Origin of the sequence: Streptomyces sp. YIM 98790, assembly GCF_011421595.1 — a bacterium.
Classification (GTDB): Bacteria; Actinomycetota; Actinomycetes; order Streptomycetales; family Streptomycetaceae; genus Streptomyces.
Genome location: NZ_WTLH01000074.1, coordinates 1 through 21,724, shown reverse-complemented (window position 1 = coordinate 21,724; position 21,724 = coordinate 1). Strand labels below are relative to the sequence as shown.

Sequence of the window (21,724 nt, the reverse complement as noted above, 5' to 3'; positions counted from 1 at the left end):
CGGGGTACCGGGGGTGCCCGGTCACCGCCACGGCCCTCTGGTGCTGCGCTCGTTCAGCGCGCGCACCTTCTCCAGCAGCTCCTCCTGCCTGCTCAGCACTTTCAGGAATTCATCGGCGACCGCCCAGGCCGGACCCCGGTACGGCGGCCACAGCATGTGACCGGCCTCGGTTTTCCCCAGGTAGATGCCGACTCTGCCGGTCAGGGTGTCCCGCACCCAGCGGCCGGGGCGCGGTTCCGAACCGCCCATGTCACCTCCCGCTGCACTCACCTTGCGTGCACACAGCACAACCGAAGGTGTGTGACCGGCGGTACTGTCGGGTCCACCGGGCGGTCTGAAAACCCTGAAGCCTGCTGGAACCGCGGGAGTTGCACAATGGCGCCACGACAGCCGAACGACCGGCTCCGCCTGCTGCTGGAGCAGACCGGATGGACCCACGAACAGTTCGCCCGGCGGATCAATCGCCTGGGCACCGAGACCGGCCGGAAGCTGCGCTATGACGGGTCGTCGGTGTGCCACTGGCTGAACGGGGTGATGCCCAGGTCCCCCGTCCGCAGGCTGATCCTGGAGGTGCTGAGCCGCCGGCTGAACCACCCGGTCACCCACGCAGAGGCCGGTTTCCCGCCGCTCCCCGCGCACTCCACGCCCCGCTCCCACGCCCGTACCGTGGAGGAACTGGCGGAGTTTTGGAGGCAGGACATGGATCCGTCTCGCAGGGGTGTGCTGGGTGCGGCGTTCTTCTCGGTGGCGCTGGCGGTGCCCGAGTGGCCGGAGGTCGTGAGCCGCACGACGGCGCTCCGCCAGGGGGCGGGGCAGCGGATCGGGATGGGCGAAGTGGCCACCGTGACCACGATGACCCGCCGGATCTCCGAACTGGACGACGAGTTCGGCACATACCATGCCCGGCCCATGGCCGTGAGCTTCCTGGCCAACACCGTCTCCCTGTACCTGGCTGCGGAGGCGACCACGCAGGTGCGGGAGGCGCTGCTGTCCGCGACGTCCGGGCTGTGCCGCCTGACCGGTTACATGGCGGTGGACGAAACGCTGCACGGCCTGGGGCAGCGCTACTACGGCAAGGCGCTGGAACTCGCCGGAGCGGCACGCGACCGCTTGGCCTACTGCGGAACGCTGCGCATGATGAGCGTGCAGGCGGTGGATCTGGGTCACGGCCCTGTGGCCCGGAGGCTGGCCGATGCCGCGGCCGAGGCGGCGCCCGGTGCCGATCCACGGCGGCGGGCGTTCCTGTCGGGCCAGCAGGCACACGCCGCCGCCCAGACCGGTGACCGTTCCGCCGCCCTGCGCCACCTCGGGGAGGCCGAACGGGCGCTGGACCGGGCGGGGAACGGCGACGAGGCGTTCGCCGCCTACGATCCGGCCGCGCTGATGTACCACGTCAGCCAGGTGCGCCACCACCTCGGGGACAGGGGCGGCTCCGCCGCCGCCATGCAGGCCACCGAGCGGCTGCGGCACGTCGGCTACCAGCGCACCACCGTGCGGCGCCGCTTCATGCTCGCCGAACGGCAACTGGCTGCAGGGCTGCTGGAGGAAGCCTGCGCCACCTGGAACCATGCCCTGGACGACTACCCCCACGTCCGTTCCGGACGCTGCGACGAGCGCTTCAGCACCATGCGGTCGCTGCTGCGTCCGCATCTGCGGAACCGGCATGCCCGTCAGCTCCACGACCGCGCGCGGAGCATGGCCGTCCACCGCACCGGCCCGCGGCCCCGGGAGCTCTGAGCTCACTGCGGGGGCCGGGCCCGCTGCCCGCGTGACGCAGGGGGCGGCCGCACTGACGCACCGCCACGCCACCGCCCTGGCCGTCTCCGGCCGCACCGCCCACGCGGTGCGGCTGCCCGGGGGCCCGTGTGCCGCCCGGTGTGTCAGCCGGGGCGGCCCCTCCGCCCCGCGGCGGGCTCCGGCTCCGCCGTCCGTGGGGTCCCGCCCGGCTCCCGGCCCGGTTCCTGCTCCTGCTCCTGCTCCTGCTCCTGCTGCGCGTTCCGCTGCCGGGGCGGCCGACGCCGCTCGCGGCGGTTCGGTGTGGCCACGAGCGCCGTGCCCGTCCACCGCTCCCCCGGCGCCCGGCGGTCGCCGCGCACCAGGATCGCGAGCGGCGACCACACCCAGGCGAGGAACGCCGCCGCCCCGGCCGCGGCCCACAGAAGCAGCCGCGGCGTGCCGTCCGGGAACGGCAGCACGCCGGTGCGGACGGCCAGAAGCGCCCAGCCCAGCCCGAGCGGGGCGTGGGTCAGGACCTGCCGGGCCGTCAGCCGGGCCGCTCCCGCGCGGCTGCCGTCGGGCCGTGCCACCCGCAGCAGCACCGCGCGCTGTCCCGGGGTGGCTCCGCCCCACGCGAGCGGGAGGAGCCAGAACCACACGACGGCCAGCACGGTGCCCACCAGGAGGGCGTGCCGCCGGCCGGTTGCCCATTCGGCGCCCACCGACAGCAGACCGGTGGCCAGGGTCCAGGCGATCAGCCAGCCCGCCAGGTCACAGCCGTATGCGAGTGCCCGGCGCGGCACGGTGACCCGGGGCCCGTACCGCAGGCGCTCGCCGTCCGGGTCGTGGCGCGGCAGCAGCCCGGCCAGCGGTCCCGCGAGCAGCCAGCCGAGGATCGCGCCCAGTGTGTTGAGGAGCAGATCGTCCACGTTGAACTGCCGGTAGGGGCAGGAGTACGTGTACCACAGGCCGGTGTACTGCGTGGTCTCGAAGAACAGCGAGGTGCCGAAGGCGAGCGCGGTGGCGGGAAGGAGACCCTGGTGCAGGTAGTAGCGGAGGTAGAGGCCGAGCGGCAGCAGCAGGACGAAGTTCAGCAGCGCGGTCCAGAACGGCATCAGGCCGAGCAGCCCGAGCGGTGACCAGGAGCCGCCGCCCGCCTCGGACACGGTGCGGAGGAAGTCCAGCGGCTCCAGCTGGGGGTGCGCGGCGTAGCGCATCGCGGTGCACAGTCCCTCGCTCTCCCGCGGCAGCGGGATGACCGTCTGGAGGAAGGCGGCCAGCAGGTAGAAGACGAAGGTGTAGCCGACCAGGGCCGACCAGCCGCCCGCGCGGCCGCGGCGGCGGTAGCCGCGCACCGCGGCGGGAACCAGGACCAGTGCGGCGACGACCGGGTAGAGCCACAGGGCGGTCTCGACGGGCACCAGGTAGGGACGGAGCACGGACTGACTCCCGGGGGCACGGATGCGGCACGGCACACGGAACGGACGGGCGCGTACCGGTTTCCCGGAGCGCCCGCAGACACCACGTTAAGGCAGGTCCGGACGGTCCGGCGGGCCGCCCGGGGTCAGCCGCGGGGGGTGAGGCTGGAGTCGCGCACGATGAGCTCCGGTTCCAGGACGATGCGCTGGTGGACGTGGCGGTCGGATGCCTCGCCGGTCTCCTCCAGGAGGAGTTCCGCGGCCTCCCGGCCCATCCGTACCGCGGGCTGCCGCACCGAGGTCAGCGGCACGGCGGCGGCCGAGGCGAACTCGATGTCGTCGTAGCCGACCAGCGCGGTGTCGGACGGCACCCGGACGCCCGCGGAGAACAGGGCCTGGAGCACGCCCAGGGCGAGCAGGTCGTTGGCGCAGAACACGGCGGTCGGACGGGGCGACATGCCCAGCAGGCGGGCGCCGGCGTCCCGTCCGGCCCGGACGTCCAGCCGCTGCGCCTCCACGTGGCGCAGCGCCTCCGGTCCGAGCCCGGCCTCGGCCAGCGCGGCCAGCGCGCCCTCCCGACGGTCCTGGCACTGCTTGAGCGACATCGGGCCGCTGACGTAGACCACGTCGCGGTGCCCCTGGGCGACCAGGTGCCGCACCGCCAGGGTGCCGCCCTTGATGTCGTCCACCGAGACCGAGCAGCCCTCGGCGCTGGGCAGCACCCGGTCCACGAAGACGAACGGGATGCCGTGCCTGCCGAATTCCGACAGGTTCCGCCCGGACATGTCGGCAGGGGTGATCAGCACGCCGCGCACCCGCTGTTCGGCGAAGAGGGCCAGGTAGTCGGCCTCCTCCGAGCTGCTCTGGGCGCTGTTGCAGACCATCACGCCGAGCCCGGAGTCCCGCGCCACCCGTTCCGCGCCCTTGGCCAGGTCGGCGAAGAAGGGGTTGGCCATGTCCAGCACCAGCAGGGCGATGATCCGGCTCTGCCCGGCCCGCAGCTGGCGGGCGGACTCGCTGCGGACATAGCCCAGTTCGCTGATGACGGCGCGCACCCGCTGCCGGGTCTCCTCGGCGACCATGTGGGGGCGGTTGATGACGTTCGAGACGGTGCCGACCGACACCCCCGCCCGTCTCGCGACTTCCTTGATGCCGACCGTGCGCGCCATGTCCCGTTCCCCGTTCGCCTTCACCGGCTGACCGCCCATCCGTCCACTCACCGCCCGGGACATGGTATGGCCGCCGCAGCGGCGCCACACCGACCCGCGGGCGGGCCCGGTCACGGCAGGTGGAAGACCTCCGTCAGCGGCTTCATCGCCTCGTCCGGGGCGGCCCCGTCCAGCGCCTCGAAGAATTCCGCCATCTCCGCCTGCCAGCGGGCGTTGACCTCGGTGCGGGCCATGGCCTGCTGCGCCGCGGCGAAATCCTCCGTCTCCAGATAACCGACGAGCAGGCCGTCCTCCCGCAGGAACAGTGAGTAGTTGCGCCAGCCGGCCTCGGTGAGCGCCTGGAGCATTTCCGGCCACACCGCGGCGTGCCGCTCCCGGTACTCCTCCAGCCGGTCCTTCCGGACCTTCAGCAGAAAACAGACCCGCTGCACGGCGCGCCACCCCTCATGAAAGGTTTCACTGGCAGCGGCAAGCTAGCGCCGGAACGCTCCGGCAGTCAAGACGAGGTGGCTGGTCATGGCCGGTGGCGGGCGGGTCACCGCGGGTTCCCGACAGGCCCGGAGGAGCCGGTCCGCCGTCTTGACAGCCCTCCCCCGTCCCTCATAGCGTCCAGAGTCAGTGAAACGATTCATACGGGCCTTCAGCACACGGGAGCGCTGATCAGCATGACCGCCACCTCCGCCGTGAAGGCGGCCCTGGCCGCACAGGCCATCGAGACGCCTTCGTGGGCCTACGGGAACTCCGGCACCCGCTTCAAGGTCTTCGCGCAGCCCGGAGTGCCGCGCAGCCCGCAGGAGAAGCTGGAGGACGCCGCCCAGGTGCACCGCCACACCGGCGTGGCACCCACCGTCGCCCTGCACATCCCCTGGGACCGGACCGACGACTACGCCGCCCTGGCCCGCTTCGCCGAGGACCACGGGGTCCGGCTCGGAGCCATCAACGCCAACGTCTTCCAGGAGGACGACTACAAGCTCGGCAGCGTCTGCAACCCCGACCCGGCGGTCCGGCGCAAGGCCCTGGACCACCTGCTGGAGTGCGTGGACATCATGGACGCCACCGGCTCCCGCGACCTCAAGCTCTGGTTCGCCGACGGCACCAACTACCCCGGCCAGGACGACATCCGGGGCCGCCAGGACCGGCTCGCCGAAGCCCTGGACGCGGTCTGCGCGCGGCTCGGCGAGGACCAGCGGATGCTGCTGGAGTACAAGTTCTTCGAGCCCGCCTTCTACACCACGGACGTGCCGGACTGGGGCACCGCCTACGCGCACTGCCTGCGGCTGGGGCCCAAGGCCCAGGTGGTGGTGGACACCGGGCACCACGCGCCGGGCACCAACATCGAGTTCATCGTGGCGCTGCTGCTCCGCGAGGGGAAGCTCGGCGGCTTCGACTTCAACTCCCGCTTCTACGCGGACGACGACCTGATGGTGGGCGCGGCCGACCCGTTCCAGCTCTTCCGCATCATGTCCGAGGTGGTGGCCGGCGGCGGCTACGGCCCGCAGGTCGCCTTCATGCTCGACCAGTGCCACAACATCGAGCCCAAGATCCCGGCCATCATCCGCTCGGTGATGAACGTCCAGGAGGCCACCGCCAAGGCGCTGCTGGTGGACCGGGAGGCGCTGGCCAAGGCGCAGGCCGAGGGCGATGTGCTCCAGGCCAACGCGGTGGTGATGGACGCGTTCAACACCGACGTCCGGCCGCTGCTGGCCGAGGTGCGCGAGGACATGGGGCTGGACCCGGACCCGGTCGCCGCCTACCACCGCTCGGGCTGGGCCCAGCGCATCACCGAGTCCCGCAAGGGCGGGCAGCAGGCCGGCTGGGGCGCCTGACCCTGCACCGTGCCCGCGGCGGCGGCCCTCCCGTACCCGCGCGCCCGCGGGGCCGGGACGCGGCCGGCCGGAGCGCGCACGGCTCGCGCACCGCAGCGTCACGGCCCCGCCGCGGACCGCCTCCCGCCCCACCGCACCTCACCGCACTGCACCTCACCGCACTGCACCGCACCGCACCGCACCGCACCGCACCGCACCGCACCGAAGGATGAACACCATGACCGACGCCACGGCAGACCGCTCAGCGGGAGCCCTGCCCGGACCGGTGACGGAACTGCTGGACCGCTCCCACCGGCTCGGCTCGGATCCGAAGAACACCAACTACGCGGGCGGCAACGCCTCCGCCAAGGGCACCGTCGCCGACCCGGTCACCGGCGAGGACGTCGAACTGATGTGGGTCAAGGGCTCCGGCGGCGACCTCGGCACCCTCAAGGCCGCCGGCCTGGCCGTGCTGCGGCTGGACCGGCTGCGCGCCCTGACCGGCGTCTACCCGGGCGTGGAGCGCGAGGACGAGATGGTCGCGGCCTTCGACCACTGCCTGCACGGCAAGGGCGGCGCCGCACCGTCCATCGACACCGCCATGCACGGCCTGGTCGAGGCCGCGCACGTGGACCACCTGCACCCCGACTCCGGCATCGCGCTGGCCTGCGCGGCGGACGGCGAGGCCCTGACCCGGGAGTGCTTCGGCGACACCGTGGTCTGGGTGCCCTGGCGCCGCCCCGGCTTCCAGCTCGGCCTGGACATCGCCGCCGTGAAGCAGGCCAACCCGCAGGCCATCGGCTGCATCCTGGGCGGCCACGGCATCACCGCCTGGGGCGACTCCAGCGACGAGTGCGAGGCCAACTCGCTGCACATCATCCGCACCGCCGAGCGGTTCCTCGCCGAACGCGGCCGGGCCGAGCCGTTCGGCCCGGTGCTGTCCGGCCGGGAGCCGCTGCCCGCCGCGGAGCGACGCGCGCGGGCCGCCGCGCTGGCCCCGCTGATCCGCGGCCTGGCCTCCGCCGACCGCCCGCAGGTCGGCCACTTCACCGACGCCGACGTGGTGCTGGACTTCCTCTCCCGGACCGAGCACCCGCGGCTGGCCGCACTGGGCACCTCCTGCCCGGACCACTTCCTGCGCACCAAGGTCCGCCCCCTGGTGCTGGACCTCCCTGCGGACGCGCCGCTGGACCGGGTCACCGCCCGGCTGAAGGAACTGCACGCCGGGTACCGCGAGGAATACCGGGCCTACTACGAGCGCTACGCCGGCCCCGGCTCGCCGCCGATGCGCGGCGCCGACCCGGCCATCGTGCTGGTCCCCGGCGTCGGCATGTTCTCCTTCGGCAAGGACAAGCAGACCGCCCGGGTGGCGGGCGAGTTCTACATCAACGCCATCAACGTGATGCGGGACGCCGAGGCGGTCTCCGCCTACGCCCCCATCGAGGAGTCGGAGAAGTTCCGCATCGAGTACTGGGAGCTGGAGGAGGCCAAACTGCGGCGGATGCCGCCGCCCAAGCCGCTGGCCACCCGCGTCGCCCTGATCACCGGCGCGGCCTCCGGCATCGGCCGGGCCACAGCCGTGCGGCTGGCCGCCGAGGGCGCCTGCGTGGTGGTCGCCGACCGGGACGGCGAGCGGGCCCAGGCGGTCGCCAAGGAGCTGGGCGGCCCGGACAAGGCGGTCGCGGTCACCGTGGACGTCACCTCGGAGGAACAGATCCAGGCGGCGTTCGAAACCGCGGCGCTGGCCTTCGGCGGCGTCGACCTGGTGGTCAACAACGCGGGCATATCCCTCTCCAAGCCGCTGCTGGAGACCACGGCCGCGGACTGGGACCTCCAGCACGACATCATGGCCCGCGGCTCCTTCCTGGTCTCCCGGGAGGCCGCCCGGGCGATGACCGCCCAGGGCATGGGCGGCGACATCATCTACATCGCCTCCAAGAACGGCGTGTTCGCCGGCCCCAACAACATCGCCTACGGCGCCGTCAAGGCCGACCAGGCGCACCAGGTGCGGCTGCTCGCCGCCGAACTCGGCGAGCACGGCATCCGGGTCAACGGCATCAACCCCGACGGGGTGGTGCGCGGCTCGGGCATCTTCGCCGGCGGCTGGGGCGCCAAGCGGGCCGCGGTCTACGGGGTGCCGGAGGAGAAACTGGGCGAGTTCTACGCCCAGCGGACGCTGCTCAAGCGGGAGGTGCTGCCGGAGCACGTGGCGAACGCGGTGTTCGCGCTGACCTGCGGCGAGCTGTCGCACACCACGGGCCTGCACATCCCGGTGGACGCCGGGGTGGCGGCGGCGTTCCTGCGATGAGCGGGGTCCGCCACCTCGCAGCGGTGGACCTGGGCGCGACCAGCGGGCGGGTCATGCTCGCCCGGGTCGCGCCCGGGGAACTGTCGCTGGCCGAGGTGCACCGCTTCCCCAACCGCCCGGTGCGCACCGGCACCACCCTGCACTGGGACATCCTCTCCCTCCACCAGGGGGTGCTGGACGGTCTGCGCGCGGCCGGGCGGCAGGCCCCCGGCGGGCGGCTGGACGGCGTGGGCATCGACTCCTGGGCCGTGGACTACGGGCTGCTGGACGCGGACGGCGCGCTGCTCGGCAACCCGGTGCACTACCGCGACGCCCGTACCGAGGGCATGGCCGAGAAGGCCGCCGCCGTGCTGCCGCCGGAACGGCTCTACGCCGAGACCGGCCTCCAGCACCTGCCGTTCAACACCGTCTACCAGCTGCTCGCCGCCCGGCAGAGCGCACAGCTGGCCGCCGCCCGGAAGCTGCTGCTGATCCCGGACCTGATCGCCTACTGGCTGACCGGCCGGGCCGGCACGGAGCTGACCAACGCCTCCACCACCCAGCTCGTCGACCCGCGCACCCGGGACTGGTCACGGCCGGTGGCCGAGGCCCTGGGGATCGACCTGTCGCTGTTCCCGCCGCTGCGCCGCCCCGGCGACCCGGCCGGGGAACTCCTGCCGCAGGTGCTGGAGGAGACCGGGCTGACCGGCCCGGTGCCGGTGACCGCGGTCGGCTCGCACGACACCGCCTCCGCGGTGGCCGGCGTTCCCGCCGCGCCCGGGACCGGGGCCGGCGGGCCGGACACCCTGGCGTACATCGCCACCGGCACCTGGTCGCTGGCCGGGCTGGAGCTGGACCACCCGGTGCTGACCGAGGAGAGCCGCCGGGCCAACTTCACCAATGAACTGGGGGTGGACGGCACGGTGCGCTATCTGCGCAACATCATGGGCCTGTGGATGCTGGAGGAGTGCCGCCGCTCCTGGGCGGCGGCCGGAACGCCGGACGGGCTGGAGCCGCTGCTGGCCGCCGCCGCCGCGGCCGAGCCGCTGCGCTCGGTGGTGGACGCGGGCAGCGCCGAGTTCCTGGCCCCGGGCCGGATGCCGGAGCGGATCGCGGCGGCCTGCCGCCGCACCGGGCAGCCGGAGCCGCGCACCCCCGCCGAGACGGTGCGCTGCGTCCTGGACTCGCTGGCGCTGGCGCACCGCCGCACGCTGGCCGAGGCGGTACGGCTCTCCGGCCGGCCGCGCCCGCGCACCGTGCACATCGTCGGCGGCGGGGTGCGCAACGAGCTGCTCTGCCGGCTCACCGCGGACGCCTGCGGGCTGCCGGTCACGGCCGGCCCGGCGGAGGCGGCGGCCTTCGGCAACGTCCTGGTGCAGGCCCGGGCGGCGGGTGCGGCCCAGGGCGGACTCGCCGCCCTGCGCGGGCTGCTGCGCACCGCCCAGCCGCTGCGGCACCATGAGCCGATGGGCGACCAACACCGCTGGCAGCAAGCAGAGGAGCGCCTCCATGGCTGACGGCCCGAAGGCCGGCGACGCCGGAGCCCGCCGCCCGCCGCCCGCTCCGCCCGGCGCGGGGCTGCGCGTGGCGCTGTTCGTGACCTGCGTGAACGACACACTGTTCCCGGACACCGGGCGGGCCGTGGTGACGCTGCTGGAACGCCTCGGGGTGCGGGTGGAGTTCCCGATGGAGCAGTCCTGCTGCGGGCAGCCCCAGTTCAACACCGGCTACCGGCAAGCCACCGAGCCGCTGGTACGCCGCCACACCCGGGTCTTCGCCGGGTACGACTACGTGGTCACGCCGTCCGGCTCCTGCGCGGCGATGATCCGGGACAACCACCCCCGGATCATGCCCGCCGGCGCACCGGTGGCCGAACGCACCTATGAGCTCACCGAGTTCCTGGTGGATGTGCTGGGTGTCACCGATGTCGGGGCGTACTACCCGCACACCGTCACCTACCACCCCACCTGCCACGGCCTGCGCGCCCTGCGGCTGGGCGACCGGCCGCGCCGGCTGCTGGAGGCGGTGCGCGGCCTGACCCTGGTCGAGCTGCCGGGCGCCGAGGAGTGCTGCGGCTTCGGCGGCACCTTCGCGGTCAAGAACGCGGCCGTGTCGGCGGCCATGGGAGCGGACAAGGCCGCCGCCGTCACCGGCACCGGCGCCGAGGCGGTGTGCACGGTCGACAACTCCTGCCTGATGCACATCGGGGGCACCCTCTCCCGGCTGGGCTCCCCGGTCCGCCCGGTCCATCTGGCGGAGATCCTGGCCGCCACCGAGGAGCCCGTTCCCGCGCCCCCGGCCCAGGGGAGCAGCAGATGACCGGCACATTCCTGGGCATGCCCGCCTTCCCGCGGGCCGCCGCGGCCTCCACCCGTGACCGGCGGCTGCGCGGCAACCTGCGGCACGCCACCCGCACCATCCGCGACAAGCGGGCCCGCGCGGTCGCCGAGCTCTCCGACTGGCAGCGGCTGCGCGCCGCGGGCGCCGCCGTCAAGGACCGCACCCTGCGCCACCTGGACCACTATCTGGAGCAGCTTGAGCGCGCGGTGACCGCCGCCGGCGGCACCGTGCACTGGGCCGCGGACGCCGCCGAGGCCAACCGGATCGTCACCGGGCTGGTGCTGGCCACCGGGGAGCGCGAGGCGGTCAAGGTCAAGTCCATGGTCACCCAGGAGACCGGCCTCAACGCCGCCCTGGAGGAGGCCGGGATCCGCGCCTACGAAACCGACCTGGCCGAGCTGATCGTGCAGCTGGGCGACGATCTGCCCTCGCACATCCTGGTCCCCGCGATCCACCGCAACCGGGGCGAGATCCGCGACATCTTCCGCGAACGGATGGGAAGCTGGGGGCGGCCCGCCCCGGAGGGACTGACCGACCGCCCGGCCGAGCTGGCCGAGGCCGCCCGGCTGCACCTGCGGGAGAAGTTCCTGCGCGCCAGGGTCGGCATCTCCGGCGCCAATTTCATGGTCGCCGAGACCGGCACCCTGGTGGTGGTCGAGTCCGAGGGCAACGGCCGCATGTGCCTGACCCTGCCGGAGACCCTGATCTCCGTGGCCGGCATCGAGAAGGTGGTGCCCACCTGGCGGGACCTGGAGATCTTCCTCCAGCTGCTGCCGCGCTCCTCCACCGCGGAACGGATGAATCCCTACACCTCGATGTGGACCGGCACCACGGACGGGGACGGCCCGCGCGACTTCCACCTGGTGCTGCTGGACAACGGCCGCACCGACGCGCTGGCCGACACGGTGGGCCGCCAGGCGCTGCGCTGCATCCGCTGCTCGGCCTGTCTCAACGTCTGCCCGGTGTACGAGCGGGCGGGCGGCCACGCCTACGGCTCGGCCTATCCCGGCCCGATCGGGGCGATCCTGACCCCGCAGCTCCGCGGGGTGGGCAGCGCACTGGACGCCTCCCTGCCGTACGCCTCCTCACTCTGCGGGGCCTGCTACGACGTCTGCCCGGTGGCCATCAACATCCCCGAGGTGCTGGTGCATCTGCGGGAGCGGGTGGCAGAGGGCGGCGAGGTCACGGTGCGCGGCACCCGGACCAGAATCCGCCCGGCCCGGGGGCATGCCGCGGAACGCGCCGCGATGCGCGCCGCCGCCTGGGCCTTCGACCATCCGCGGGCACTGCGCGCCGGGCAGCGGCTGGCCGGACGGGCGCGGCGCCTCCAGCCCCGCCGGCTGCCCGGCCCGGGGCGCGCCTGGACCGCCTCCCGCGATCTGCCGCGGCTGCCCGCCGAGCCGTTCCGCGACTGGTGGCAGCGCACCCGAGGAGACCGCCATGACCAGCCCTGACAGCCGTTCGGTGGTGCTGGCCCGGATCCGGCGGGCGCTGTCCGGCGCCGGCGGGCCGCCGGACGGGCCGGAGCCGGACCGCGACTATCTCCCCGCCCACACCCCGGAGGACGATCCCGCGGCGCTGGCCCGCCTGCTCGCCGACAATCTGGCGGACTACCGGGCGCGGGTGCACCGCTGCGACGGGACCGGGCTGCCCGGCCTGGTCGCCGGGCTGCTGGCGGCGCGCGGCGCGCGCACGGTGCTGGCCCCGCCCGGCGTGCCGGACACCTGGCTCTCCGCGGCCGGCGGCGTCGAGCGGGTGGCCGATCCGGACACGCTGACCGCCCGGGAGCTGGACGCCGTGGACAGCGTGCTGACCGGGTGCGCCCTGGCCGTCGCCGAGACCGGCACCATCGTGCTGGACGGCTCCCCGGACCAGGGCCGCCGCCGCTTCACCCTGGTGCCGGACCACCACATCTGTGTGGTGCGGGTGCCGGAGCAGGTGGTGGCCTCGGTGCCGCGGGCGCTCCCCCGGCTGGATCCGGCCCGCCCGCAGACCTGGATCTCCGGACCGTCGGCCACCAGCGACATCGAGCTCGACCGGGTGGAGGGCGTGCACGGCCCGCGCACCCTGGAGGTCGTGCTGCTGGCCGCCCCGCCGGCCCGCTGACCGGAGCGGCGTCGGCGTCCGGTGGCGGAACGGGGCCGGGCGGTCAGACTGGAGGCATGGAACTGGTGGATGCCTTTGACACGGCCTATGACGAGTTCGACCGGAGGGTGCACCAGGTCGGGGACGGCCAGTGGCAGGACGGCACGCCGTGCACCGAGTGGTCGGTGCGGGACCTGGTGAATCACCTGGTCGGCGAGCATCTGTGGGCGCCGTTCCTGCTCCGCGGCGCGACCCTGGCGGAGGTCGGCGACCGGTTCGAGGGCGATGTGGTGGGCGACGACCCGGTGGCGGCCTGGGAGCGGGCCGGCGCCGAGTCGCGCGCCGCCTTCCACCGGCCGGGTGCGCTCGACGGCGAGGTGGAGACCTCCGGCGGGCCCACCCCGGCCGCGGAGTACGCGCAGCAGATGATCAGCGATCTGGCGATCCACGCCTGGGACCTGGCCCGGGGCATCGGCGCCGACGAACGCCTGGACGAGGCGCTGGTCGGCCATGTCGCCGGGTACCTCGCACCGCGGATCTCCTCCTGGCGCTCCGCCGGGGTCTACGGCGAGGAGGTCCGGGTGGGTGCCGACGCCGATCCGCAGAGCAGGCTGCTGGCCGCCACCGGCCGCCGCCCCTGACCGGCCCGGCCCCGGCCGCCGTGCCGGCCCCGGATGCCACCGCCGATGCCGCGCCGATGCCGCCGCCGCACCCGGCGTCGGGCGCGGCCGGCGGAGGCGGCGAAGGAGGCGGGCGGCGGAGGCCGGAGCGGCACGGCACGCGGCACGCGGGCTCAGACGGCGGCGGTGTCCTCGGCGAGGAGGGTGTCGATCTCGGCCAGTTCGGCCCCGGTGAGCGGCCCGGACTCCAGCGTCGCGAGATTCTGGTCGAGCTGGCGGACACTGCTGGCGCCGATCAGCACCGAGACCACCCGCGTGTCCCGCAGCACCCAGGACAGCGCCAGCTGGGCGAGCGACTGGTTGCGGCCGGCCGCGAACTCGTTCAGGGCGCGCAGCATGGCGAGGCGCCGCTCCGGCAGCGCCTCCCGCCGCAGGAAGCGCCCCTCCGACATCCGGGAACCGGCCGGGACCTCACCGGAGAGATAGCGGTCGGTCAGCAGGCCCTGCGCCAGCGGGGAGTACGCGATCAGGCTGGTGCCGGTCTCCCCGATGGCGTCCAGCACCTCGTCCTCCAGGGAGCGGTTGAGCATGCTGTACGCCGACTGGTGGATCAGCAGCGGGGTGCCCATCTCGCGCAGGATCTCCGCGGCCCGGCGGTGCTCCTCGGCCGGGTAGTTGGAGATCCCGGCGTAGAGCGCCTTGCCCTGCCGCACCGCCGCGTCCAGCGCCCCCATGGTCTCCTCCAGCGGGGTGTCCGGGTCGAAGCGGTGCGAGTAGAAGACGTCCACGTACTCCAGGCCCATCCGGCGCAGCGACTGGTCCAGGCTGGCGATCAGGTACTTGCGGGAGCCCCACTCGCCGTAGGGTCCGGGCCACATGTCGTAACCCGCCTTGCTGGCGATGAACATCTCGTCCCGGTAGGGGCGGAAGTCCTGGGCGAACAGGGTGCCGAAGTTGGCCTCGGCCGAGCCGGGCGGCGGGCCGTAGTTGTTGGCCAGGTCGAAGTGGGTGATGCCGCGGTCGAAGGCCCGGCGCAGCACCGCGCGCTGGGTCTCCAGCGGCTGGGCGTCGCCGAAGTTGTGCCACAGCCCGAGCGAGACGGCGGGCAGCAGCACGCCGCTCTTGCCGCAACGCCGGTACTGCATGGAGTCATATCGGTTCTGCGCGGCGGTGTAGCTCACCGGTCTCTCTCCTCGACTGGCGCCCGGGCGCCGTAGCGGGTGGTGCGGGTACTGGCGGAGCCGCGGGGCCCGCCCGGCCCGTGCGGCAGCCATTGATCGTCTCATGCGGCCCGCCGCCGCGGGCTCACCGGGAGCGATTGCCCCAGGAGCCCATGGAGGTCAGCCAGGAGGTGATCCGGCTGATGTCGGACGTGGTGACGATGCCCACCGGCCGGCCCTCCTCAAGCACCAGCGCCCGGTGCGCCGGGCTCTCCTCCAGCGCGGGCAGCAGCCCGGCCAGGGCGTCGTCCGGCGCCGGCGTGGGAATCCGCTCGACCGGGATCATCACCGAGCCCAGGGAGGTGTCCCGGGCCGCGTCGTCCGGCACCGCGGCGGCGTCCCGCACGGTCACCAGGCCCGCCGGCCGTCCCTCCTCGTCCACCACCGGGAACGCCGAGTGCCGGTAGCGGTAGCGCGGGTCGGCGAGGAACTCGCCGACGGAGAGCGACTCCGGCACCACGGTGGGGTCCGGGGTCATGGCCTGGCGCACCGCGACACCGCTGAGCACTTCCCGCAGTCTCGCCTGGCCGCCCTCCGCGGTCGCCGCGGCGATCAGGAACAGGCCGATGATGGCGAGCCAGAAACCGCTGAGCACCGCCCCGCCGAAGGCCAGGAAGAGACCCACGGCGACCAGCAGCCAGCCCAGGACGCGGCCCGCCGCGGTCGCCACCGCGGTCGCCCGCAGCGGGCTGCCGGTGACCCGCCAGACCACGGCCCGCAGCAGCCGGCCGCCGTCCAGCGGCGCGGCGGGCAGCGAGTTGAAGACCGCCAGCAGCAGGTTGATGCCCGACAGCCAGGCCAGCGCCTCCACCACCAGTTCGCTGCCGTCCGCCGCCGCGGTCACCCCGGCCGCCAGGCCGAAGGCCACCGCGGCGAGCAGGCTCACCAGCGGCCCGACCCCGGCGATGCGCAGCTCGGCGCCGGGCGACGGCGCCTCGCTGCGCAGCCGTGCCACGCCGCCGAGCAGCCACAGGGTGATCTCGTCCGCCTGGACGCCGTTGCGGCGGGCCACCAGGGCGTGGCTGATCTCGTGCGCCAGCAGCGACACCATGAAGGTGAGTGCCGCCGCCACCCCGACGGCCCAGTACGCCCAGGCCGGCCGGCCGGGATAGACCTCGGGGAAACGCCCGGCGAGGCCGGCCGTCAGCAGCAGGACGATGACGAGGACGCTCCAGTGCACCCCCACCCGGACGCCCGCCAGCCGTCCCAGGGTCAGTGTCGCCCGCACCGCCACACACCTCCGCTCACCGCCGTGCCGTTCTGCGCTGTGCCGTGCTGTTCTGTGCCGTGCCGCGCCCGGCTCGTTCGCTCCCGGGTTGCCCGCGGCGGCCCGGCCAATCCGCGGGCGGCGGCCGTTTGCCCGCCACTTCTGCGGGCACCCCGGCGCAATGGACATCCGTGACGGAACCGCCCGCGGCGGGCTGACCGGCCGAGCCGTCCGGGCGGCGGTGCCGGTGCTGGCCACGCTGCTGCTGCTCACCGGCTGCATCGTGCGGACCGAGACCGACGGCCGGGAGGACGAGGACACCGGGGGTTCACCGGGTGCGGCGCCCGAGGTGCCGATGCGGATCGTGGAGCAGGACGACCTGATCCTCGCGTTCGTGCCGGTGAGCATCTCCGGCCAGGGACCGTTCATGTTCGCCCTGGACACCGGGGCGTCGGCGAGCGTGGTCGACGAGGCCGTGGCCGACCGGGTGGGTCTGCCCCGCACCGGGGAGCGGCGCTCGGTCAGCGGCGTCCTGGGCACCGGGGAGGTGCCGGTGGCCGAGGTGGAGCAGTGGGAGGTCGGCGAGGTGGCGCTCGAACCCGGGGAGGTCACGGTCGTGGACCTCGGCCCGCCCCGGGGCGGCGGCGGCATCCAGGGCCTGCTCGGCTCCGACGTGCTGAGCGACTTCGGCTCGATCACCGTCGACTACGACGACGAGGTGCTCACCCTGCACTCCCCGTGACCGCTCCTGCCCTGCACCGCACTGCTGCGCCGCTGCGCTGCCCCGGGTCAGCAGATGCGGGGCAGCTGTTCGCCGAGCGGCAGGTCGACCACGCGGGTGCCGCCCAGGCCGGTGCGGGCGACGACCATGCCGGGATGGTCCGCGGTGCACTCGCCGATCACCGCCGCGCCGGCGCCCTGCGGATGGCCCCGCATGGCCTCCAGCACGGCGTCGGCGTGCCGCCGGGGCACGAACGCCACCAGACGGCCCTCGTTGGCCACGTACAGCGGGTCGAGGCCCAGGAAGCCGCAGGCGTTGGCGACCGCGTCCGGCACCGGCAGCGCGCGCTCGTCCAGCACCACGCCGGTGCCGGAGGCGGCGGCGATCTCGTTGAGCGCCGCGGCCAGACCGCCGCGGGTGGGGTCGCGCAGCGCGTGCAGTCCGGGAGTGACGCCGAGCATGGTCTGCACCAGTCCGTGCAGCGGCGCCGTGTCACTGGCCACCTCGACGCCGAACTCCAGCCCTTCGCGGACGCTGAGGACCGCCACGCCGTGCAGTCCGATCGGCCCGGAGACGAGGACCACGTCCCCGGGCACGGCCCGCTCGGGACGGATGTCCACCCCGTCGGGGACCAGGCCGATGCCGGCCGTGTTGAGGTAGACGCCGTCGCCGTGCCCGGCCTCGACGACCTTGGTGTCACCGGTGGCGATGGTGACCCCGGCGGCCGAGGCGGCGGCCCCCGCCGCGCGGGCCACCCGGTCCACGGTCTCCAGCGCGGTGCCCTCCTCCAGGATGAAGCCGCACGACAGGGCGAGCGGCCGGGCGCCGCTCATGGCCAGGTCGTTGACGGTGCCGTTGACCGCCAGGTCGCCGACGGAGCCGCCGGGGAAGAACAGCGGGCGCACCACATAGGAGTCGGTGGAGAAGGCCAGCCGGGGCCCGCCGGGCACGGTCAGCACGGCGGAGTCGGCGAGCCCGGGCAGCAGCGCCTCGCCGTAGGCGGGGGCGAACAGGTGGGTCATCAGGTCGGCGGAGAGCGCGCCGCCGCCGCCGTGCCCGGTGACCACCACCGGATGGTCGCGCAGCGGCACGGGACAGACCCAGCCCTCGGCCCCGGCCGGGCCGGCAGCGGTGCCGGGCGCCGGAACGGGCGCAGGCGCAGGTGCGGGTGCAGCCCCGGAAGCGGGTGCAGCCGCGGGAGCGGGAACGGGAGCGGTGTCAGCCAAGGGGGGTCGCCTCCTCGCGGGCGGCGCGGCCGGGCCCGCCCAGCCGCCGGTACAGGTAGTACGCCGCGCAGGCCCCCTCGCTGGAGACCATGGTGGCGCCGAGCGGGCTGCGCGGCGTGCACGCGGTGCCGAACGCCTCGCACTCGTGCGGCTTGATCAGTCCCTGCAGCACCTCGCCGCTGCGGCAGCGGGCGGACTCCCGGGTGCACAGGCCGGACACCGCGAAGCGGTGCTCGGCGTCGAGGTCCCGGTAGCCGGGGGCGAGCCGCCAGCCGCTGCCCGGAATGGTGCCGATGCCGCGCCAGGGCCGGTCGGTGACCTCGAAGACCTCCTCGATCACCCGCAGCGCGGCCGGATTGCCGCTGTCGCGGACCGCCCGCGGGTAGGCGTTCTCCACCCGGTGCTCGCCGGCCTCCAGCTGGCGCACGGCCCGGCGCACGCCCTCCAGGATGTCCAGAGGTTCGAATCCGGTGACCACGACCGGCACCCGGTACCGCGCGGCCAGCTCCGGGTACTCGCCGGTGCCCATCACGCTGCACACGTGCCCGGCGGCCAGGAAGCCCTGCACCCGGCAGCCGGGCGAGTTCATGATCGCCTCGATCGCCGGGGGCACCCGCACATGCGAGACCAGCATGCTGAAGTTGGCCAGTCCGCGGCGGCGGGCCTCGCGGACCGCCATGGCGTTCGCGGGGGCGGTGGTCTCGAAGCCGATGCCGAAGAACACCACCTCCCGGTCCGGGTGGCGGTGTGCCAGGTCCAGGGCGTCCAGCGGGGAGTAGACCACCCGCACGTCCCCGCCCTCGCCGCGGACCCGGAACAGGTCCCGGCCGGTGCCCGGGACACGCAGCATGTCGCCGAAGGAGCAGAAGATCACCCCCGGCCGGGAGGCGATCTCCAGGGCCTTGTCGATCATCTCCAGGGGCGTGACGCAGACCGGGCAGCCCGGTCCGTGGATCAGCTCCAGCCCTTCCGGGAGGAGCTGGTCGATGCCGTGCCGGATGATGGAGTGGGTCTGCCCGCCGCACACCTCCATCAGGGCCCAGGGCCGGGTGACGGCGGCGCGGATGTCGTCCAGCAGGCGCCGGGCCAGCGCGGGGTCGTGGAACTCCTCGATGTACTTCACCGGACCGCCTCCCCGGCCTCGGCCGCGGCCCGCTCCCAGGCGTCGCCGAACTCCTCCTCCAGCAGCCCGAGATCGGCGAAGAGGCGGAGCGAGGCGCGGGCCGATTCCTCGTCCAGCCGCTGGATGGCGAACCCGACGTGCACGATCACGTAGTCGCCGGGCGCGGCGTCCGGCACATAGGCCAGGCAGACGTCCTTGACCACGCCGCCGAAGTCGACGCTCGCCATGGGCGCGCCGTCCCGCTCCCTCGTTTCCACCACCCTGCCGGGCACGGCCAGGCACATGGGCGTTCCTCTCGTTGTGTCGGTCGGTTGCCGGCCGCGGTCAGCGGCCGGTGGGTCGTCCGCCCCGGGCCGGGACGCGGGCGGCGACGACGAGCTGCCCGAGGGCCAGCCCGCCGTCGCCGGGCGGCACCCGGCGGTGGCGCAGCACGGTGAAGCCGGCCGCGGCGAGCCGGGCGGCGCACTCCTCGTCGAGCAGGGCGTTGGCGAAGACGCCGCCGGTGAGGGCGACCGTGGTGACGCCGGTCCGGCGGCGGGCCCGCCCGCAGACGGCCACCACCGCTGCGGCCAGGCCGCGGTGGAAGCGGGCCGCGATCACCTCGCGGGGCACCCCGCCGCGCAGGTCGGCGACGACGGCGCGGAGCACCGGCGCCGGGTCCAGCACCAGCGGCGGCGCGGTGTCCGTGCCCGGTGCCGGGCGCAGCGCGAAGGCGTAGCCCTCGCCGCCCCCGGGCCAGGCGGACACGGCCGCGGCCTCCAGTTCCAGGGCCGCCTGGGCCTCGTGGCCGGCCCGGTGGCACAGCCCGGCCAGGGAGGAGACGGCGTCGAAGAGGCGGCCCACGCCGGAGGCGGGCACGCAGCCCAGGCCGCGGGAGAGCTGCCGGTCCAGCACGGCGAGTTCGGTCCCGCCGCAGGCGGCCACACAGGGCAGGTCGGGGTCCCAGGGCAGACCGGCGGCGCGCAGCCGGGCAAGGGCGGTGCGGCAGGGGTTGGCGACGGCGGCGTCGCCGCCGGGCAGCGGGGCGTAGGCCAGGTGGGCCAGGCGGCGGTGGCCGGCGTAGTCGGCGAGCAGCACCTCGCCGCCCCAGACGGCGCCGTCCTCGCCGTATCCGGTGCCGTCGAAGGCGACGCCGATCACCGGGGCGGTGCCGTCCAGGCCGTGCTCGGCCATGGCGGAGGCGATATGGGCGTGGTGGTGCTGCACCCGGTGCAGCGGCCGCCGTGCGGCGTGGTCGCGGGCCCAGCGGGCGGAGTGGTAGCCGGGGTGGCGGTCGGCGGCGAGGAGTTCCGGTTCGGTGCCGGTCAGGGCGCGCAGCCGCCGGGCACCGGCCGCCAGGGCGCGCAGGCCGGCCAGGTCGCCGAGGTCGCCGATGTGCGGGGAGAACCAGGCGGTGCGGTCCCGGCCGGTGCACAGCGTGTTCTTCAGGTCGCCGCCGACCGCCAGCGCGGGCCGCACCGGGACGGGCAGCGCCAGGGCGTCGGGCGCGTAGCCGCGGGAGCGGCGCAGCGGCAGCACGGTGCCGTCCTGCCGGACCCGTACCACGGAGTCGTCACAGGGCGCGGCGATCTCCCGGTCGTGCCACAGCCAGGCGTCGGCCAGCCCGGCCAGCCGCTCCAGGGCCTCGGCGTCGTCCGTGACCAGCGGCTCGCCCGAGCGGTTGCCGCTGGTCATGACCAGGGTGCGGGGTCCGGGCGGGTCGCCGGGCAGGCCGAACAGCAGGTGGTGCAGCGGAGTGTAGGGCAGCAGCACTCCCACGTCCGGGCTGCCGGGACAGACCTCGCCCGCCAGCCCGGGCAGGTCGCCGGGGGCGTGGCGGCGCAGCAGCACGATGGGGCGGCGCGGCCCGGTCAGCACCCGGCGGGCGGCGTCGGTCAGCCGGCCGATCCGCCCGGCGGTGGCGGCGTCGGCGCACATCACGGCGAACGGCTTGGTGCCGCGGTTCTTGCGGCGCCGCAGTTCGCGCACGGCGCGGGCGTCGGCGGCGTCGCAGGCCAGGTGGTAGCCGCCGATGCCCTTGACGGCGACGACCGCGCCGCGGGCCAGCAGGCGGCGGGCAGCGGCCAGGGCGTCCTCGCCCTCGGCGGCCGGCTCGCCGGTGCCCGGCGCCGGGGTGAACCGCAGGCGCGGCCCGCAGGCCGGGCAGGCCACCGGCTGGGCGTGGAACCGCCGGTCGGCCGGGTCGGCGTACTCGCGGGCGCAGTCGGGGCACAGCGGGAAGGCGGCCATGGTGGTGGTCGCCCGGTCGTAGGGCAGGCCGGTGGCGAGGGTGAGCCGGGGCCCGCAGTGGGTGCAGGTGACGAACGGGTGGCGGTGGCGGCGGTCGCCGGGGTCGGTGAGGTCGCGCAGGCAGTCGGCACACGGCGCGGTGTCGGGCGGGATGGCCGCCGCCCCGGGGCCGGGGCTCCCGGCGGTCCCGGAGGGCAGGATGACGAACCGGCCGGGGCCGCCGCCGGGGGGTGCGGCCCCGGCCGGCGGCCCGGGGAGGGTGTCGACGGCGATGTCCCCGACCTCGGCGAGCGGGGGCGCGTCGGCGCGCAGCCGGCGGCAGAACTCGCCGACGGCGGCGGGCGGGCCGGTGACCTCGGCGATCACCCGGCCGTCCGCGTTGCGCACCGACCCGGCCAGGCCGAGCGCATGCGCCAGCCGGTGCACGAACGGGCGGAAGCCGACGCCCTGCACCGTGCCGCGCACGGTGACCCGGCGGTGCAGCGGCGCAGCCGGGGCGGCGGCCGGGGCGGGCACCGGGCCGGCGGACAGCTCGGTCATGCGGCGCCGGACGGGGTC

At 74.9% G+C, this 21,724-nt stretch carries 19 protein-coding genes; 9 read left to right on the top strand and 10 right to left on the bottom strand.

Annotated features, from left to right (window positions below; genetic code table 11):
• Window positions 1-21: 21 nt before the first annotated feature.
• Window positions 22-249 (bottom strand): hypothetical protein, encoded by a 228-nt coding sequence (locus GQS09_RS14530; protein ID WP_165986481.1) that lies wholly within the window; start codon window positions 247-249, stop codon window positions 22-24.
• A 126-nt stretch (window positions 250-375) separates the two neighbouring features.
• On the opposite strand from GQS09_RS14530, the gene GQS09_RS14525 reads away from it, so the two are divergent.
• Window positions 376-1,737, top strand: coding sequence for a tetratricopeptide repeat protein (locus GQS09_RS14525; protein WP_165986480.1), 1,362 nt, complete (start codon window positions 376-378; stop codon window positions 1,735-1,737).
• A gap of 143 nt (window positions 1,738-1,880) precedes the next feature.
• On the opposite strand, the gene GQS09_RS14520 is transcribed toward GQS09_RS14525, so the two are convergent.
• From GQS09_RS14520 to GQS09_RS14510, 3 genes are all read right to left on the bottom strand, one after another.
• Window positions 1,881-3,155, bottom strand: coding sequence for a VanZ family protein (locus GQS09_RS14520; protein ID WP_165986479.1), 1,275 nt, complete (start codon window positions 3,153-3,155; stop codon window positions 1,881-1,883).
• 125 nt (window positions 3,156-3,280) lie between these two features.
• A complete protein-coding gene (locus GQS09_RS14515; protein WP_165986478.1) occupies window positions 3,281-4,303 on the bottom strand; it encodes a LacI family DNA-binding transcriptional regulator in 1,023 nt (340 codons plus the stop codon).
• Between the two features lie 110 nt (window positions 4,304-4,413).
• Window positions 4,414-4,734: an L-rhamnose mutarotase gene (locus GQS09_RS14510; RefSeq protein WP_165986477.1), complete on the bottom strand. Its 321-nt coding sequence runs from the start codon at window positions 4,732-4,734 to the stop codon at window positions 4,414-4,416.
• Window positions 4,735-4,968: 234 nt separating this feature from the next.
• Between GQS09_RS14510 and rhaI the strand changes: the two genes are divergently transcribed.
• The 7 genes from rhaI (at window position 4,969) to GQS09_RS14475 (ending at window position 13,461) form a co-directional block, all read left to right on the top strand.
• On the top strand, window positions 4,969-6,129 hold the full coding sequence (gene rhaI / locus GQS09_RS14505) for an L-rhamnose isomerase (protein WP_165986476.1): 1,161 nt from the start codon (window positions 4,969-4,971) through the stop codon (window positions 6,127-6,129).
• A 217-nt stretch (window positions 6,130-6,346) separates the two neighbouring features.
• Window positions 6,347-8,416: a bifunctional aldolase/short-chain dehydrogenase gene (locus GQS09_RS14500; protein ID WP_165986475.1), complete on the top strand. Its 2,070-nt coding sequence runs from the start codon at window positions 6,347-6,349 to the stop codon at window positions 8,414-8,416.
• On the top strand, window positions 8,413-9,912 hold the full coding sequence (locus GQS09_RS14495; RefSeq protein ID WP_165986474.1) for a rhamnulokinase family protein: 1,500 nt from the start codon (window positions 8,413-8,415) through the stop codon (window positions 9,910-9,912). Before GQS09_RS14500 ends, GQS09_RS14495 begins: the two co-directional genes overlap by 4 nt.
• A gap of 61 nt (window positions 9,913-9,973) precedes the next feature.
• Window positions 9,974-10,714 carry a (Fe-S)-binding protein gene (locus GQS09_RS14490; RefSeq protein ID WP_165986488.1) on the top strand — a complete coding sequence of 247 codons (741 nt, stop codon included), beginning with the start codon at window positions 9,974-9,976 and terminating at the stop codon, window positions 10,712-10,714.
• On the top strand, window positions 10,711-12,189 hold the full coding sequence (locus tag GQS09_RS14485; RefSeq protein WP_165986473.1) for a lactate utilization protein B: 1,479 nt from the start codon (window positions 10,711-10,713) through the stop codon (window positions 12,187-12,189). The genes GQS09_RS14490 and GQS09_RS14485 overlap by 4 nt, the downstream gene beginning before the upstream one ends.
• Entirely contained in the window at window positions 12,176-12,841 is a 666-nt protein-coding gene (locus GQS09_RS14480) for an LUD domain-containing protein (RefSeq protein WP_165986472.1), read from the top strand. The genes GQS09_RS14485 and GQS09_RS14480 overlap by 14 nt, the downstream gene beginning before the upstream one ends.
• 56 nt (window positions 12,842-12,897) lie before the next feature.
• Entirely contained in the window at window positions 12,898-13,461 is a 564-nt protein-coding gene (locus GQS09_RS14475; protein ID WP_165986471.1) for a TIGR03086 family metal-binding protein, read from the top strand.
• 152 nt (window positions 13,462-13,613) lie between these two features.
• On the opposite strand, the gene GQS09_RS14470 is transcribed toward GQS09_RS14475, so the two are convergent.
• Together GQS09_RS14470 and GQS09_RS14465 are read right to left on the bottom strand one after the other, a co-directional pair.
• Window positions 13,614-14,621: an aldo/keto reductase gene (locus GQS09_RS14470; RefSeq protein ID WP_313896141.1), complete on the bottom strand. Its 1,008-nt coding sequence runs from the start codon at window positions 14,619-14,621 to the stop codon at window positions 13,614-13,616.
• A 124-nt stretch (window positions 14,622-14,745) separates the two neighbouring features.
• Window positions 14,746-15,888, bottom strand: coding sequence for a site-2 protease family protein (locus GQS09_RS14465; protein ID WP_165986470.1), 1,143 nt, complete (start codon window positions 15,886-15,888; stop codon window positions 14,746-14,748).
• 160 nt (window positions 15,889-16,048) lie between these two features.
• On the opposite strand from GQS09_RS14465, the gene GQS09_RS14460 reads away from it, so the two are divergent.
• Entirely contained in the window at window positions 16,049-16,609 is a 561-nt protein-coding gene (locus GQS09_RS14460; protein WP_165986469.1) for a retropepsin-like aspartic protease, read from the top strand.
• Between the two features lie 47 nt (window positions 16,610-16,656).
• On the opposite strand, the gene hypE is transcribed toward GQS09_RS14460, so the two are convergent.
• The 4 genes from hypE to hypF form a co-directional block, all read right to left on the bottom strand.
• On the bottom strand, window positions 16,657-17,679 hold the full coding sequence (gene hypE / locus GQS09_RS14455; RefSeq protein ID WP_165986468.1) for a hydrogenase expression/formation protein HypE: 1,023 nt from the start codon (window positions 17,677-17,679) through the stop codon (window positions 16,657-16,659).
• Window positions 17,680-17,806: 127 nt separating this feature from the next.
• Window positions 17,807-18,937, bottom strand: coding sequence for a hydrogenase formation protein HypD (gene hypD / locus GQS09_RS14450; RefSeq protein ID WP_165986467.1), 1,131 nt, complete (start codon window positions 18,935-18,937; stop codon window positions 17,807-17,809).
• Window positions 18,934-19,221, bottom strand: coding sequence for a HypC/HybG/HupF family hydrogenase formation chaperone (locus GQS09_RS14445; RefSeq protein ID WP_165986466.1), 288 nt, complete (start codon window positions 19,219-19,221; stop codon window positions 18,934-18,936). Before GQS09_RS14445 ends, hypD begins: the two co-directional genes overlap by 4 nt.
• Window positions 19,222-19,261: 40 nt before the next feature.
• A complete protein-coding gene (gene hypF / locus GQS09_RS14440; RefSeq protein ID WP_165986465.1) occupies window positions 19,262-21,706 on the bottom strand; it encodes a carbamoyltransferase HypF in 2,445 nt (814 codons plus the stop codon).
• Between the last annotated feature and the right edge of the window lie 18 nt (window positions 21,707-21,724).

Excerpts from the sequence above, each read along its gene's own strand:
- GQS09_RS14530 (WP_165986481.1), bottom strand. The coding sequence starts at position 249 with ATGGGCGGTTCGGAACCGCGCCCCGGCCGCTGGGTGCGGGACACCCTG.
- GQS09_RS14525 (WP_165986480.1), top strand. The coding sequence starts at position 376 with ATGGCGCCACGACAGCCGAACGACCGGCTCCGCCTGCTGCTGGAGCAG.
- GQS09_RS14515 (WP_165986478.1), bottom strand. The coding sequence starts at position 4,303 with ATGGCGCGCACGGTCGGCATCAAGGAAGTCGCGAGACGGGCGGGGGTG.
- rhaI (WP_165986476.1), top strand. The coding sequence starts at position 4,969 with ATGACCGCCACCTCCGCCGTGAAGGCGGCCCTGGCCGCACAGGCCATC.
- GQS09_RS14500 (WP_165986475.1), top strand. The coding sequence starts at position 6,347 with ATGACCGACGCCACGGCAGACCGCTCAGCGGGAGCCCTGCCCGGACCG.
- GQS09_RS14495 (WP_165986474.1), top strand. The coding sequence starts at position 8,413 with ATGAGCGGGGTCCGCCACCTCGCAGCGGTGGACCTGGGCGCGACCAGC.
- GQS09_RS14485 (WP_165986473.1), top strand. The coding sequence starts at position 10,711 with ATGACCGGCACATTCCTGGGCATGCCCGCCTTCCCGCGGGCCGCCGCG.
- GQS09_RS14480 (WP_165986472.1), top strand. The coding sequence starts at position 12,176 with ATGACCAGCCCTGACAGCCGTTCGGTGGTGCTGGCCCGGATCCGGCGG.
- GQS09_RS14475 (WP_165986471.1), top strand. The coding sequence starts at position 12,898 with ATGGAACTGGTGGATGCCTTTGACACGGCCTATGACGAGTTCGACCGG.
- GQS09_RS14460 (WP_165986469.1), top strand. The coding sequence starts at position 16,049 with ATGGACATCCGTGACGGAACCGCCCGCGGCGGGCTGACCGGCCGAGCC.
- GQS09_RS14445 (WP_165986466.1), bottom strand. The coding sequence starts at position 19,221 with ATGTGCCTGGCCGTGCCCGGCAGGGTGGTGGAAACGAGGGAGCGGGAC.
- hypF (WP_165986465.1), bottom strand. The coding sequence starts at position 21,706 with ATGACCGAGCTGTCCGCCGGCCCGGTGCCCGCCCCGGCCGCCGCCCCG.